Origin of the sequence: Scytonema sp. PCC 10023 (assembly GCF_963920835.1) — a bacterium.
Taxonomy (GTDB): domain Bacteria; phylum Cyanobacteriota; class Cyanobacteriia; order Cyanobacteriales; family Nostocaceae; genus Kalymmatonema.
Map to the genome: position 1 here is coordinate 1 of NZ_CAWUDP010000161.1, position 14,893 is coordinate 14,893.

Here is a 14,893-nt window from a genome sequence, read left to right on the forward strand (position 1 = left end):
TAGGCTTTAATCTCGTTGCTCAATCTACGGCGACGGAATGTGTTTCTTAAGAGTTCTCAAGCAAGCAGTGTCCTAATGACGATGGCTATGACTATATTTACAGGGGCGGAAGTTTCTCTTATCCATTTTTGAAGATGGCTCTCCTTCTTTTAACCGCCAGCTGGGTTATTTGTTGGCGATCGCCTACTTTCAGTAGATCGAAAAGTTTTCTAGAAGGCTTACCAGCCGCTCATTTGAGCTAGGGGATACAATCCGCCAGAATCCCCGTAGAATCTGCTTTTCGAGTCATAGGATTGTAGATTGGCTCTCCTGCGAGCGCAAGCGAGCGCTCTTGTCAGTTCGAAAAACGTCGGCTGAAACCCCCATTCTTTCGTCACATTATAAAAGTTTTCGATCTACTGACGGTTGAACGTGCACAAGGGCAAAAGCGACTCATAGCCAACTGGGGAGGAATCTCTCTTTCAAGAAATATGAAAGCAGTCTTGAATGATTCTCCCTTGAAAATTGCAGGTCCAAGAACAGAACTCGAACGCCGACTCTTGGCTAACGCTCTTTTATGACTCTGATGAGATAAAAATATGTTACAGCTCTTGTCGTTCCTCAAAGTCAGTAAATCGAAAAGTTTGTCGTCAAAGATATTTTGGTTTGGAGATATCTAAACTAAACTGTTTAGTTTGCGCCTGGTGACAACCTCGCTAGATCCAGGCGAACTTGACAGCCTCAAAGTTAGGGTCATTAGATATGTTGACATATACCCTAACCTTGAGTAATATTTTAAGTATTGGCAGTGCTTAATTTCAGTAGATCACAAAGTTTTTTGGAAGCCGTGCCACATGGACATTTCAGCAAAGTACATGGGCATGAGAAAAGTCCCTCTGATTCAGGACTTCAGGCGATATCGCTAGCCGACCTGAAGGCTAGCGCTCTCAAGTAGGTGCTGTTTGGACTTCTTCTATATAGGCTGAAACCCTTATTATTGCGTAAGCTTAGAAAAGTTTGTGATCTACTGAATTTGGGTATGTAACTCTGTTTTTTCATGATTCACTTTCAGTAGACCGAAAAGTTTTTGAAGCCTTAAGCGCCTTTGATTTGAACTGGAAAATGCAATTCGCCGAAATCAGCGTATGAACTGCCTTTCAAGTACCTCTGTTCTGGGTGGACTTCCCTGCAAGCGCAAGTAGTTGCGCTTGCCAGCCCCAAAAACGTTGGCTGAAAACCTTATTCTTTCCTCAACTTTCAAAAGTTTTCGGTTTACTCAGATCTTGCACCTATCCGTATAACCCTGGATTTAGTCAAAAGCAGCGCAATAAAGCTACAGATTTTTTTTGATTTTTCTCGAAAAAATAGGGGTTTTAGAGTTATTACTGTGTGTCGAATTTACATAAAATTTTCTTCGTGCAAGATGTGAGTTTACTGACTTTGTTTAGCTCAGAATGACAAATCATTCCATCATTCAGCAACACCTAAATATTTTCTCCTTAAATCACTGCCATTCGTCTTAAAACAGCCCTTGCTCTGCGATAGCTGAGTATCAACTGACAACTATCTTGCTTGAAAAGCTGATTTTCACCTGTTTTCATCTCCTCAAGTGCTTTTGCTGAAACGCCTATGTTGCAAGATTTCTGATTTACTAGATTTGGGAGGAATATAAAACTGCTTATGCGTGTCATGTTTCAATCTGCTGAAAACGACGTAAAACCTGCACTATCTCTCCCTGGAGATTTTGGTTTGCCATTAATTGATAACACTATTGAAGTGCTAAGCCATGAGCAATTGTTTTATTTGAAACAGTATCAGCGTTATCGCTCCATCTTCAAATACAAATCTCTGGGCACAAAGTACGTCTGTCTATTTGAACCTCAAGCCTACCAGTTTGTATTCCAAACTCATCCAGAGAAATTTTCTTCAGGCATCGGTTGGCAAATGGTTAAGCCTTTTGCTGGAGAAGGAATTCTTTTACAAGATGGAGAAGAACATCTAAGGGTTCGGAAGTTATTGGCTCCAGCTTTTGTGAGCAGTGCCATTACTCGCTATTTCACCCTTATTCAGGATACGATAGAAACTTTTTTAAATAGTTGGGGAGATTGTACCTCAGTTACTGCGTCTGAAAAGTTACGGCAGTTTACTTTAAAGCTTATCTGCAGTCTAACATTTGGGGAAGTTGCTTCACAAGATTATAAAGAGCTAGTAACTTTGTTTGCTTCTGTTGTACAAGGAATGAGTTCTCTTTTTCGATTTGACGTTCCTTTTACCAAATTTGGTCGTGCTATGGCTGCTCGTCGCCGTCTGGAAAAATTCGTAGGCACACAAATCAGAAAACGTCGCCAGCAGGGAATTCATCATCACGATATTTTAGGTTTGCTGATGGACTCGACTGATGAAGACGGAAACTGTCTCAATGAGCAGGAGCTTTTTACCCAAACCCTGCACCTTCTCTTTGGGGGCTACTCAACCAGTGCCATTACGTTGCTCTATATTTTGTTTGAAATACAGCAGCATCCAGAATGGCAGGAGATTTTGCGAACAGAATTGAATCAGGTAGTTGCACACAAGCGCTTAGTTTTATCAGACTTGAAAAATTTGGTACAAATGGGCTACTTCCTTAAGGAAGTTCAGCGCCTTCACCCTGCTGTCTACTTCATTCCTCGTGGCGTAGTTGAAGATTTTGAGTTTAGTGGATATCATATTCCGGCTGGGTGGTCTATTATTCTTTCGCCTCTATTAACCCATCGCTTACCGGAAATTTGGCAAAATCCCCATCGCTTTGATCCACTCCGTTTTGCTCCTCCTAGAGAAGAAGACAAAAAGCACCCTTTTGCCTTTATAGCTTTCGGTGCAGGGGCACATAGATGTATGGGCTATGAACTAGCACAAATGGAAATGAAAGTATTTCTGGCTACATTGCTACGCCACTATGATTGCAAGCTCATACCTGAAATAATCCCGCAAACCACAGTCTTGCAAACAACCAAAATGCTAGAGAATTTGAAGGCTAAGATTGTGCCTAAGACATAATTATCTCGATTGTGCTTCCAAATATTCTTTTTGAGAAGGCAGAAGTACGAAGGCAGTTATGCTGAAGGGAATGCCCATGAATAAATTCAGGAGATTCAGCACTGAATCTGCTCTTGCCTTCTCCACGAATAAATTCGGGGGCTTTAAACCTTTTGGGCAAGGCAAAAAGGCTTTTGGTGTGGCAAGTTTAGCCAGGCTTTGGCTAACGAAGTGCGCCGTCGTCGCTGTCCCAGAGCCGGGAGGAAATTGATACAAGCGCCTATTGTCAAGCGCGGTCTAGATTACCAGAAAAGTTATTAGAAAAACTTTTTGGTCAAGTGGCACAAAGGTTAGAAGAAAAAGTGACAACTGAATATTTATGGTGTGGTCGAAACGTGAAGGTGATAGATGGGTCTACGGTATCAATGCCTGATACTGTAGAAAATCAGAAAGCTTATCCTCAACCAAAGAGTCAAAAGCCTGGATGTGGATTCCCAATTGCGAAAATCGGTGTGATATTTAGTTTAGCGACGGGAGCCGCTGTTGCTCTAGTCATCGATGTTCTGAACACACATGATATTAAACTAGCTAGAAAACTATATCAGTTTCTTAATCCCTTGGATATCCTTTTAGGAGATAGAGCTTTTTGTGCTTATGCTGATATGGTTTCTATCAAAAACCTTGAGTGTGATGCAGTATTCCGAAAACATCAAGCTCGAACAACGTCCATGCGTAAAGGGAAAATTGTTGGAGACTGTGACAAGTTGGTAACTTGGTATAAACCTAAAAAATGCCCACAAGGATTAAGTGAATTAGAATTTGCTGCACTGCCTCCTACTTTAGTTGTACGAGAAATTTACTACTACATTATCATTCCTGGTTTTCGCACAGAAAGAGTCAGTTTAATCACTACTCTATTAGATACAACAACTTATTCTGCCCTAGAAATTGTTGGACTTTACGGTAAACGTTGGGATGTTGAATTAGATTTAAGACATCTTAAAACTACCTTGGGCATGGATGTTTTACGATGTAAAACACCTTCTATGGTACGCAAAGAAATTTATGTTTATTTACTTGCCTACAATCTACTTCGTAGCTTGATGTGGTCGGCAGGTACTACTTACGGTACTCCTCCGTTACGTTTATCGCTCCAAGGCACTCGCCATCATTTAAATAACTTTATTCCCGAATTGTTAGCCGCAACTTCAAAGCAACGTCACCTAATTTATCGCACTTTACTCAAAGTTCCCAATCGCCCTGCTAGAAGTGAAGCACGAGTTCGTAAACGTCGTCCAAAAGCTTACCCGTTGATGACGAAACCCCGGAATGAATTACGCAAGCAATTGCAAACTGCTTAAACCACAAGTGTTTCGGCTTTTCTTAGTGCCATTCCTGGCTGAATCTATCTACGCCAGATTAACTCGACAGTACCTAAACAGCTTCTAAATAAATGCCATGACTATAACTTTTAACAAACAGGTAAGAAAATCTGCTTTCTCATTGCCTCCTGGTCCCACTACACCACCTTGGTGGAACCTGTTGCAATGGCTTATTCGTCCTTGCCAATTTCTAGAGGAGTGTCGAGCGCGTTACGGAGACACCTTTACCTTGAAAGCTAGTGGTTTTGAAACTTCAGTATTTATTAGTAATCCTGAAGATATCAGAGAAATTTTTACAGATAAACATGAGCAGTTTGATAGTGGTAAAGCTAATGATTTATCAGGATTTTTATTAGGCAACTATTCCATTGCCTTGCTTGATGGAAGTAGTCATAAACGACAGCGCAAACTACTTATGCCTCCTTTCCATAGTCAAAATATATTTAACTATGGAAAACTGATTTGCAACCTAACGGAGCAGGTTACCTCTAACTGGCAAACTGGTCAAAGATTGATTATTTATAAGGTAGCTGAAGAAATTACGCTGCGACTGATTTTAGCAGCCTTACTGGGCTCAGATGAAAGGGAACGTCACCAACAACTAAAATTACTGATTCATCGATTTAAATCCACTATAGCTAATCCCTTTGCTTCTAGCTCTCTTTTCTTCAGTGCGTTTAGAAAAGACTGGGGTTCTTGGAATCCCTGGGGTAATCTTTTGCGTTGCCAGCGCCAAATTGCAGACATTATTTATGCGGAGATCAGGGAACGCAGGCAAAACCCTGACAACCACAGCAATGATATCCTCAGTTTCATGATGGCAGCAGGGGATGAAGCTGGAGAAAAGATGACGGATGAGGAATTGAAAGATGAGTTAATCACGCTTATATTTTCTGGACATGAGACTACTGCAGCGGCAATAGCATGGGCATGTTATTGGATTCATCACTTACCAAAGGTACGAGCCAAGTTATTGCAAGAATTAGATGAGTTAGGAAATAATCCAAAGCCAACAGAAATAGGCAAATTGCCTTATCTCAATGCAATTTGTGCTGAAACCCTGAGAATATATCCAGTTTCTCTGACTACTTTTCCTCGAATCCCAAAATTACCAATAGAAATTGGAAGTCATAAATTTGGGGCGGAAACTTCTCTTTACCCATGTATTTATCTGATTCACCACCGGGAGGAATTATATCCTGACTCTAAGCAGTTTAAGCCAGAGCGTTTTCTAGAAAAGAAGTTTTCGAATTATGAGTATTGCCCCTTTGGTGGTGGTAACCGCAGTTGTATTGGCATGGCATTTGCTCAGTTTGAAATGAAGTTGGTATTGGCTACTATTTTGCGGCATTGCCAATTGGAGTTAGTAAGCAAACGTCCTTTAAAACCAATACGACGTCTTTTTTCAATTAATCCCCAAGGTGGAGTGAAAATGAGAGTTATCGAAAAGTCTGGACTTTAGACGAGGTGAGATTTTTTAAATACTAAAAACAAAGTGTTTAGGCATAACTACCCCATTCTTACTTGTTAGGGTAGACGAATAGTAAAAAATACTATCAAGTATAAACTAAGCATGAAAAAAGAACTTGTAGCGGCAGGATTTGTCCTCTTCTCTTTATTTGTCCTCTTCTCTTTCATGTTGCCACTGAATGCTTCGGCTGCGAATTTTAGTCAGATTTTTGTCTTTGGTGATAGTTTTTCTGATACTGGCAATACGTTCAATGCTACTGGAGGATTAGTCAATCCAAAAAATGCCCGTCCTCCAGAGCCCCCCTACTTTCAAGGACGTTTTTCCAATGGTAAGCTGTGGGTGGAATACTTCGCAGAGGAGTTACGATTAAAACCTACTTTATTTACTGCCCTACAGGGTGCTACTACTCCTCCCACTCAAGGCATTAACTTTGCCTTCGCGGGTTCTAGCACTGGTTTGGGTAACGCCGTCCTTCCTGATGCACCGTTACCAGGAGTACTGGCGCAAGCCCATTTATTTACACAACCCTTCCTAGCAAATAATCAAAAAGCTGACCCGAACGCTCTCTATGTTATTTGGGGAGGTGCCAATGATTATTTCTTTGGTGAGGTTACTAACGTTAGTCAACAAGTCAGGGATTTATCAAATGCGGTAGGGTTACTTGCCCAAGCTGGTGCTAAAAATATTATGGTTTTTAACTTGCCGGACTTAGGTAAGATACCGGCTAAAGTTAACGCACCTGATTCGAGCAAACTGACAACTTTGACCATAAACTATAACACCGCGTTGACAGCAGCTCTTGCCCCTTTTAAATCCATGCCTGGCGTTAATATCATCCCTTTTGATACGTACTCCATATTTAATGAGGCACTGACTAATCCCAGTAAATTTGGTTTTACCAATGTTAAGGACTCTTGCGCTAACGTCTCTACTTTCGTTCCCTGTACTAACCAAAATGAGTTTCTGTTTTATGATCGTTTCCACCCAACTACCGCTACTTATAGGATAGTAGCAGACGCCGCACTGGCCGCGGTTGGGGCTAAGAGGATGTCTGAGAAGTAAGAAAGCTTACGTAACGCTATTCTGTCGGTAGAAAAAACACACATGGTGATGTTCTAGATCTGTTGCTTCCCCCTAAATTGTTAGCCCAAACTCATAGCGATTGATAAACAGTCTAATCACGCTTATCGTGCATCAACTCAGACCAGAAACAACAAATTGTCTTCCGAGCCAGTCGCTTAATTCACGTTCTCAGCTTCAAATGTTTCTGTTCAATTTTCTGAGTTTTGCGCTTACCCCGCATTTCTCACAAGTTATGCGATCGCAATTGTCAAAACTTTTATCCAGAGAAGGTTTCGGACATTTTTGACGGATAAGAAATTTTGACAGAGTGTTGAATGGCTTCGGAATGCCGTCAATCTAGGTCAGATAAGCCTTTGTGAAATCCTGGTGAGAAATCCGGGTTACCTACCTCATGTACTTCTACCGGCAGATGTCGTTCATAGGCTCTCCAGCCATCTGTACAGTAGCGCCTAATTCCAAACGGCGGCTTCTTCGAGTTTGTTCATAATGCCCCAAAGCACGGCAAAGCTTTGCTAGGAGCATTACTTGAAAATCTGCTAACTGAACTCCCTGGAATCCCTATTGAGCCAAAGAAATTATCAGGAGGTCAAAATGACTGTAGTAGATGCAAGAAAAATCGCTCAAATACAAACTATTACTAAGATGATGGCAGGTTTTGAAAACCTAGAAACACACTTCCTCAAAAATCCATTGCAGCCACATCAGCAGGAGAAACTTCAACAGGTATTATTTGGTATAGAAAAATATCGGGAGTACAGAGATCTAACCAATGGAATTTTTGAAAAACCAAAAATTAGTAAAGATGCCCTAAACCTCTTTCAGGGATATACTCTAAGGACAAGAGGTAGTGAAGAACTTTTGGGACGAGAAGGGTATTATTTGAGAAAATCCGAAATCGAGCAATTTGAGAAAAGAGGAATTTTAGGACCGTATAATCTTTTATCTCGTCAGGAAGCACAAGATCTTCATCGCTTTTGTTACAAAAATTATGAAAATGACTTTGATAACGGATATTTCCTTTGCGATGAAGCAGTGAATGTTTTAAAGAAGCATAATATGTGGAATATAGACTACAGCGGCAGGTATCAAGTCTTAAGATACAAACCCTTTTGGGATATTTTAATCAGTAAAGAAATAACCCAACGCCTTGCCAGTTTGTTAGGAGAGAACGTTATCTGTTGGAGGAATGAATTTTTTGAGAAAAAACCAGGAACGGAAGGCACATTATGGCATCAGCAATCTAGGTTCAAACAATTGACAAAACCTATACTAGAGCCTACTGTGAATGTTGACCCTGGGATTATCCAATTGACAGTTTGGATTGCTCTGACAGACGTGAGAATTAAAAATGGTTGTATGAGAATGATTCCTGGAAGTTTCGCTGATGGAAGATTTGAGCAACTGTTTTATGATATGTTGGACAACTTGATGAGTTATGCAGTCGACAAAGAGAAACATGAACTCGAAAAGATAATTAAGACACTAATGTTTCCTACTGGACCCTTCTCGAAAGCTCAATTATTGTTTGAAGTGGCAATGAGTGAACTTGAAGACTTTGCATTTCCCGAAGTAAAAGATCTTGAGATGGATGCTGGAGACTTCATCATTTTTACATCTTTCAATCTGCATGCTTCGCATCCCAATACAACCGAAGACCAAACTCGATTAGCTCTCGCTGGTAGATATACGAATAACGACGTTAAAGTGCATCACGAGAATGACAGGTCTTACACTCCAGAGGGGGGCTTCCCATTCCTTTCAGACCGCCTTGGATGCATCCAGGCGCACGGAACTGACCACTACAAACACAACAAAATAATTCCATATCCTTGGTAATCGCAAATTTTCAGGGCTTACGCAATTGCCATAAGCGTGCGCCCCCAGGACAAAGGCATCTAAATTCTAGATGCCTTGAACCGAAAAATCGGTAAGCTTTTTATGCTTTTTAATACATAATTTTGCTCAGTACGTGGATAATGCACCGCAATCCTCGCTATTTTGAATCCCTAGAGGAATTCAAACCAGAACGTTGGGATAACGACTTTGAAAAGCAGCTTCCCAAGGGTGTATATTCCCTTTGGAGATGGTTGTCCTCGCGTTTGCATTGGTAGGGCATTTGCAGTGATGGAAGCAACTTCAGCACTAGCAACCATTATCCAAAAGTTTCAATTGGATACCCTATCGGAGTACCATGAAGCACACAACAGTGCCCTCAGACAGCGATGTAGTGCTTATTGACGGCGACAAAATCTCTATGCGGGGTTTTCGTAGTAACGGAACAATTTTCGTCGCTAAGCCTGTAATGCTTACTCAACTTAGGTTTTGTCTAACCCATAGTTGAGCAGTTATCAAAGCACTTCTTTATTATCAGAAGTGATTTCGCCTCGTTAAGCCAGTCCTAAAAGCGTATTATCAGAAGTATTTCAGGGGAAAAGCTTCCAATAATAGTATTTATCAGCAGTTTTATTGGGGTAACTGACCCTTAACGACGTTTATTGTTCCATTACTACAAAAACGCCTATGCCAGCACGTCAATGGATTACAATGCACACTGACAGTACAACGCTTAGTCCACAATTGGATCAGACCTCATTGCGGCTTAGGGAAGGCAACTACTCCGGGAATGGCTATGGGACTATATTATCAACCTGTGACTATGGAGGAATTGCTAACCTGGACAGGGTTACCGCCTGCCGCGTCTTAACTGACCAGTGCCGGATTCGAGCATCTTGTCTTAGGTTAGAGGAAAAATTCTGATGACAACGACTATTGTCAAGCACTCCCCTCCCTTGCCCCCTGGAAGCTTTGGTTTGCCCATCATTGGAGAGACGATTAGCTATTTACGCGCTCCAGGTCGCTTTATTGAACAGCGACAAAAGCGATATGGAACGATCTTCAAAACCCATCTGTTTGGTCGTCCGACGGTTGTCCTAATTGGGGCACAAGCGAGTCGGTTTTTGTTCACTAGCGAGAGTCAGCACTTCGCGATAACCCACCCCCTGAGTTTCGAGGTGTTATTGGGATCAAACTCTATGGGGATGAAGACGGGCATCCCTCACCAAAATCTTCGTAAGCAGTTGTCACAAGCCTTTCAGCCAAGATCGTTGGCAGGATATGCCTCCACAATGGAGGAAATTACTCGTAGTTATCTGCATAAATGGGAACGCTTAGGCACATTGACCTGGTATCCCGAACTGAAAAAATATACCCTTGACGTTGCCTGCAAGTTGCTAGTGGGGGTTGATACAGCCTCTGATGAGAACTTGGAAAAAGTCTATGAGATTTGGGGAGAGGGCTTGGCGTCAGCTCCGATTCGATTGCCTGGAACTAAGTTTGACCGAGCCGTGCATGCTCGTAAACAGCTTCTTAGCAGAATAGATGAGATGATTCACCAACGCCAACAAAATCCTTCCTTAGCTCAAGATGTTCTAAGAATTTTGTTGCAAGCACGAGATGAAGAGGGGAATCGTCTGAGCCTAGAGGAAGTGAAGGATAACGTGTTGGGATTGCTAGTGGCTGGACATGAAACCTTGACCTCGGCGCTGACTTCCCTGTGTTTGCTGCTAGCTCAGCATCCAGACGTGCTGCAAGCTGCCCGTGCAGAACAAGAGCGACTAGGGTTCATAGAACCGCTCACACAAGAGCACCTAAAACAAATGACCTATCTGGAACAAGTTCTCAAGGAAGTTCTACGGGTGATGCCTCCAGTCGTTCGCAGTGGACCACGCAAAGTGATTGAGCCGTGCGAGTTCAGTGGGTACTTGATTCCGAAAGGTTGGGATGTGTTTTACCAAATCCAGGAGACTCATCAAGACAGTAATGTTTATGCTCAGCCTGAACGTTTTGACCCGCAACGCTTTGCACCCGAACAGGCTCTTGACAAACAAAAAGTCTTTAACCATATTCCCTTCGGTGGTGGCATCCGAGAATGTTTAGGCAAGGATTTTGCCAGATTAGAAATGAAGTTGTTTGCAGCGTTATTAATTCGTGAGTATGACTGGGAACTGCTCCCTAGGCAAAATCTAGAGAGAATTCTGCTACCGTTTTCTCGTCCTCGCGAGGGGTTAAAAGTGAAGTTTTGGCGGCTCAAGCAGCGTGATTAACCCTCTCGCTGATGTTCTAGATCTCTTGGTTACCTATAATGAGTAGAGAGAATAGGGCTTTAGTAAGCGCGAGTTATTTGGTCAAGTCTTATGGCTGTCTGGCTCCGAGTTCAATGTCCACACTGTCACAGCACAGAGGTCGTCAAACACGGCAAATTAGCATTACCGTTTGAGACCAGTCAGAAGTTAGCCGTGTTTTCAACGTAGGATAATGTTTCAATCCCTATCCGAAGCATTACCTCCGGCGTTCGCTTTTTCTGACCTCCTTTACCCCCCTGGTGATTCTGTTTCCCTTGCGGTTGACCTACTTATGGTTCTCACCTAGACATAAGAACCATTGGGGAAAACCCTTGTTTCGTGCGTGTGACATGCGTTTGGGTGGGTTCCGTCAGTACCTCGCTAGAAGCGTTATCCTTCACTGTCAAAGCCAAAACAATCTTTGACCCGTCCTACTTACCTTTTTGGTTAGAGTGTGGTTAGTACCTGTGCACCTTTCTTGCTACTTTCACTCATCTGCAAATGACGAGGCTTATAACGGTTTGCTTATCGCTATCCCCTTGCCAAACTTCCGCTTGCCCTCGGTCTGGGGGTACTCCCTTTAGGAGGGCTTCTGTGCCTTGCATTCCATCGGGTTCATTGGCTGCATTAGGCAGGTAGTTACTACCGACGTAGGCGGGGTCAGTGACCCTTTTACATGGGGACTGGGGGGAAGGAACCCCAGGAGAAGAAGGCTTCTCAGTCAGATGCGCTACTGCGCCTACGCACAACTTTAACGTCGCGCGTTTTGGGTTACACCGTTTTGGTCAAGGAACGCTTTTGGGTGTTTATCGTTGGTTGGTTCTCTCGCTGATTGCTTATATTTTGGCACATTGGGCGTACTTATCTACCGCTTCCACAGACCTACCTGACTGGGGACTAGCTGCACAAATTGCTTTTCCAGCTTGCTTACCCCAATTACTTTTGTTCTTGATTTTACTTGACCTCAAACGAAAGCGTCCTTTCACATTTAGTCATGGAATTGACATTCAAATTTTTAGGTGCAAGATATGAGATTAGACAAGAAGCCCGACATTGCCGATTGGTTCTACATTCCATCATGGAAACGCTCGATGCCACCGCAGCCTTTTGACTCAAGAGTTCAAGCAACTCAGATGGGATGTTGGTTAGTGTTTGCCGATGAGTGTGGCTTGGGTGATAAAATGGTGCAACGACTCGAGCTTAAGGATCAGGATGTGATTACCGTCAAGGTCGGAGAGCAATTTGGTAGGGAGAGCAAATTTCCTCAACGGGTATATACCATCAACCCTCGACAACGGGATGACTACGACGCACTGTTCAAAGAACTTCGCGCACTGAATAAGATCCCAAAAACGATTATTCATTTATGGAGTGTCACACCGAACCTTCACGCAGAATTATCAATTAACTCCCTTGAAAAGTCTGAATACCAGGGCTTCTATAGCCTGCTGTTTCTAGCGCAAGCACTCAGTGAAAATAATCAGACACATTCCCTGGAAGTTGGGATTGTCTCAAACAATATGCAGGAAGTGACAGGCTCAGAGTTGCTATGCCCAGAGAAGGCGATGGTCCTTGGCCCTTGTAAGGTCATACCTTTAGAGTACCCAAACATCAACTGTCGTAGCATTGATGTTGTGATTCCCTTTTCAGAAAGTGGACAAGAGGAGCAATTCATAGACCAGTTGTTGGCAGAACTCATGACCCCATCGTCTGACAGGATTATAGCCTACCGTGGGCATCATCGCTGGGTGCAGACCTTTGAACCCGTCCGATTGGAAGGAGCCGTCCAAGGGACACCACGGTTAAGGGAAGAGGGAGTTTACCTGATCACAGGTGGGTTAGGAGGCGTTGGTCTAACGCTTGCCGAATATCTGGCACAGACTGTAAAGGCGAAGTTAATACTGACCGGGCGTTCGCCTTTTCCTGACCGAGATGAATGGTCGCAATGGCTATGCACTCATAATCAACAGGATAGCGTGAGCCGTAAAATCCAAAAATTGAAAGCTCTGGAAGCACTAGGAGCAGAGGTGATACTGGTCAGGGCCGACGTCGCCAACCTTGAACAAATGTCGGCAGCAATCAAAAAGGCTAATCAGCGATTTGGTCAGATCCATGGGGTGATCCATTCAGCAGTAGTTTCAGGGTCAGGCATAATTCAACAAATAATGCCAGAAACAGCAGCAATTGCTCTTGCACCTAAAGTCATGGGAACACTAGTGCTCGATGCTCTCTTCAAAGATGCCCAGTTAGATTTTTTCGTACTCTGTTCATCAGGCAATTCAGTTCACAGTTCACTGGGAATGGTAGAATACACTGCCGAAAATAACTTCCTTGATGCCTTCGCTCACTACAGTGCCTCTCAAAATGGCCGATTCAGCAGATCTATTAACTGGGGAAGATGGCAAGGTATAGGGTGGGCAGTCTTCTTTGAAGCAAAGTATAAGGCAAGAACAGGAGAAGAGCTTACGGGAGGAATGACGTCTGAAGAAGGCATCGAGGCGTTTAGACGTATTCTGTTGAGTAGCACAGTGCCTCAGGTAGTTGTATCACCTCAAGATTTTCAGACCTGGATTAAGCCGAACAATTTTGTCAAGTTCTTGAAAGAGGAATTAGAACAGATGGGTTTGTCTAAACCAACTCAGTGATGTTCTAGATGGATGCCTAAGCCAGGAGGTCATATCAAGTCCGGTTAATTAGTTATTATTCGATGCATCTGTGCAAAAAGAGTGAAAATCCTCTCCCCTGCTCCATTCGTGACAAGTTGAGGAAGTCTTGTATTTGTCAATAAGCAGTTTTGCTTAAAGATTTCGGACAACTTTAGGTGTCAAATTAACCTTTGAGGAGTTTGATTGACACCATGCCTAAACGGACAACTCGCAATCCAGACCATGTACAACGGCATAATAGACCCAGCCCGAATAATGAAGCGATTGCGCGGAGCGCAGTGCGCTCCGCGCAATCGCCAATCAACTTGAGGCTTTGCTGACCCCTGCGATTACTGCTCAACAAGCCTACTACCGTCAGTTGGGCTTGCGGGCTCGGATATTGAATTTACCGTTAATGGTGGCTGCGGTGTTGACCCTTTTGTGGAGGCAGGTAGCAGGCGTACAGGAGTTAACACGTCTGCTAGCAAGAAAAGACTTACTATGGTGTCGTGTAACCGTTGTCTCTCAACAAGCACTTTCACTAAGGTTCTTGACATTTCCTGCCGAATTATTTGAGCGGGTATTTCAAGATTTACTCCCTCAATTGCAACAGAATTGGCATCAAAGATCCCGGCGTCCCTTGCCTGATAGCATAAAGTTTGCTAAGGCGCATTTTGAACGCATTTGGGTGGCGGACGGTTCAACGCGCTTAAGCTCTGTTTTGCAAGCTCAAAAGCTTAGAAGATGTCCCCAAAGGGCAGTTAGCTGGAAAAATTTGTACAGTCATTGATATTGTGACCCGCTTACCTGTAGAAGTATGGTTCCACACAAATCCGAAAGCAAATGATACTAATTTTGAGACAGATTTATTGAGCTTGGTGACAGCTAAAACCTTGCTGTTACTTGACCGAGGCTTTTACCATTTCGATTTTTTTGCCCAACTCATTAACCAGCAAGTTGACTTTATTAGGGGCAGATATAGCGTAGCTGACACCAGGGGCGTGCGACGTGAAAGTCGTGTATTAGGCGCATCCGCGCTACTGACTGAGAGGCTGTCCTCTCCGGAGACTTCCTTCTCTCCGTCCTCACATAAAAGGGTCACTGACGAATGGCACTAAGAAAAGCTGAAAGACTTGTAGTTTGGGGTTATGCCGAAATACGTGGCAAATGGGACACGTTGTAAAGTTTTGTAAAGAT

At 43.1% G+C, this 14,893-nt stretch carries 12 protein-coding genes and 1 pseudogene; 11 read left to right on the forward strand and 2 right to left on the reverse strand.

Annotated elements, in window-relative coordinates:
- Nucleotides 1-1,668 precede the first annotated feature (1,668 nt).
- On the forward strand, nucleotides 1,669-3,015 hold the full coding sequence (locus ACM0OZ_RS45275; protein ID WP_414589529.1) for a cytochrome P450: 1,347 nt from the start codon (nucleotides 1,669-1,671) through the stop codon (nucleotides 3,013-3,015).
- On the opposite strand, the gene ACM0OZ_RS45280 is transcribed toward ACM0OZ_RS45275, so the two are convergent.
- Nucleotides 3,016-3,270 (reverse strand): hypothetical protein, encoded by a 255-nt coding sequence (locus ACM0OZ_RS45280; RefSeq protein WP_414589530.1) that lies wholly within the window; start codon nucleotides 3,268-3,270, stop codon nucleotides 3,016-3,018.
- Between ACM0OZ_RS45280 and ACM0OZ_RS45285 the strand changes: the two genes are divergently transcribed.
- From ACM0OZ_RS45285 to ACM0OZ_RS45295, 3 genes are all read left to right on the forward strand, one after another.
- Nucleotides 3,261-4,355: an IS4 family transposase gene (locus ACM0OZ_RS45285; RefSeq protein ID WP_414589541.1), complete on the forward strand. Its 1,095-nt coding sequence runs from the start codon at nucleotides 3,261-3,263 to the stop codon at nucleotides 4,353-4,355. The two genes, ACM0OZ_RS45280 and ACM0OZ_RS45285, sit on opposite strands and share 10 nt — an antisense overlap.
- A gap of 97 nt (nucleotides 4,356-4,452) precedes the next feature.
- On the forward strand, nucleotides 4,453-5,838 hold the full coding sequence (locus tag ACM0OZ_RS45290; RefSeq protein WP_414589532.1) for a cytochrome P450: 1,386 nt from the start codon (nucleotides 4,453-4,455) through the stop codon (nucleotides 5,836-5,838).
- A gap of 111 nt (nucleotides 5,839-5,949) precedes the next feature.
- Nucleotides 5,950-6,909, forward strand: coding sequence for an SGNH/GDSL hydrolase family protein (locus tag ACM0OZ_RS45295; RefSeq protein WP_414589533.1), 960 nt, complete (start codon nucleotides 5,950-5,952; stop codon nucleotides 6,907-6,909).
- Between the two features lie 420 nt (nucleotides 6,910-7,329).
- Here the strand turns inward: ACM0OZ_RS45295 and ACM0OZ_RS45300 are convergent, their stop codons facing one another.
- Entirely contained in the window at nucleotides 7,330-7,452 is a 123-nt protein-coding gene (locus tag ACM0OZ_RS45300; RefSeq protein ID WP_414589534.1) for a hypothetical protein, read from the reverse strand.
- A 69-nt stretch (nucleotides 7,453-7,521) separates the two neighbouring features.
- On the opposite strand from ACM0OZ_RS45300, the gene ACM0OZ_RS45305 reads away from it, so the two are divergent.
- From ACM0OZ_RS45305 to ACM0OZ_RS45335, 7 genes and pseudogenes are all read left to right on the forward strand, one after another.
- Complete coding sequence (locus ACM0OZ_RS45305; protein ID WP_414589535.1) at nucleotides 7,522-8,766, forward strand: phytanoyl-CoA dioxygenase family protein; 1,245 nt, start codon at nucleotides 7,522-7,524, stop codon at nucleotides 8,764-8,766.
- 207 nt (nucleotides 8,767-8,973) lie between these two features.
- A complete protein-coding gene (locus ACM0OZ_RS45310; protein ID WP_414589536.1) occupies nucleotides 8,974-9,168 on the forward strand; it encodes a cytochrome P450 in 195 nt (64 codons plus the stop codon).
- 518 nt (nucleotides 9,169-9,686) lie between these two features.
- On the forward strand, nucleotides 9,687-11,033 hold the full coding sequence (locus ACM0OZ_RS45315) for a cytochrome P450 (RefSeq protein WP_414589537.1): 1,347 nt from the start codon (nucleotides 9,687-9,689) through the stop codon (nucleotides 11,031-11,033).
- Nucleotides 11,034-11,123: 90 nt separating this feature from the next.
- Nucleotides 11,124-11,240 carry an IS1 family transposase gene (locus ACM0OZ_RS45320; protein ID WP_414589538.1) on the forward strand — a complete coding sequence of 39 codons (117 nt, stop codon included), beginning with the start codon at nucleotides 11,124-11,126 and terminating at the stop codon, nucleotides 11,238-11,240.
- Between the two features lie 474 nt (nucleotides 11,241-11,714).
- Complete coding sequence (locus ACM0OZ_RS45325; RefSeq protein ID WP_414589539.1) at nucleotides 11,715-12,083, forward strand: hypothetical protein; 369 nt, start codon at nucleotides 11,715-11,717, stop codon at nucleotides 12,081-12,083.
- Nucleotides 12,080-13,696 carry an SDR family NAD(P)-dependent oxidoreductase gene (locus ACM0OZ_RS45330; RefSeq protein WP_414589540.1) on the forward strand — a complete coding sequence of 539 codons (1,617 nt, stop codon included), beginning with the start codon at nucleotides 12,080-12,082 and terminating at the stop codon, nucleotides 13,694-13,696. Before ACM0OZ_RS45325 ends, ACM0OZ_RS45330 begins: the two co-directional genes overlap by 4 nt.
- 313 nt (nucleotides 13,697-14,009) lie before the next feature.
- A pseudogene (locus ACM0OZ_RS45335) lies at nucleotides 14,010-14,664 on the forward strand (IS4 family transposase); the annotation flags it as partial.
- Nucleotides 14,665-14,893: the final 229 nt, after the last annotated feature.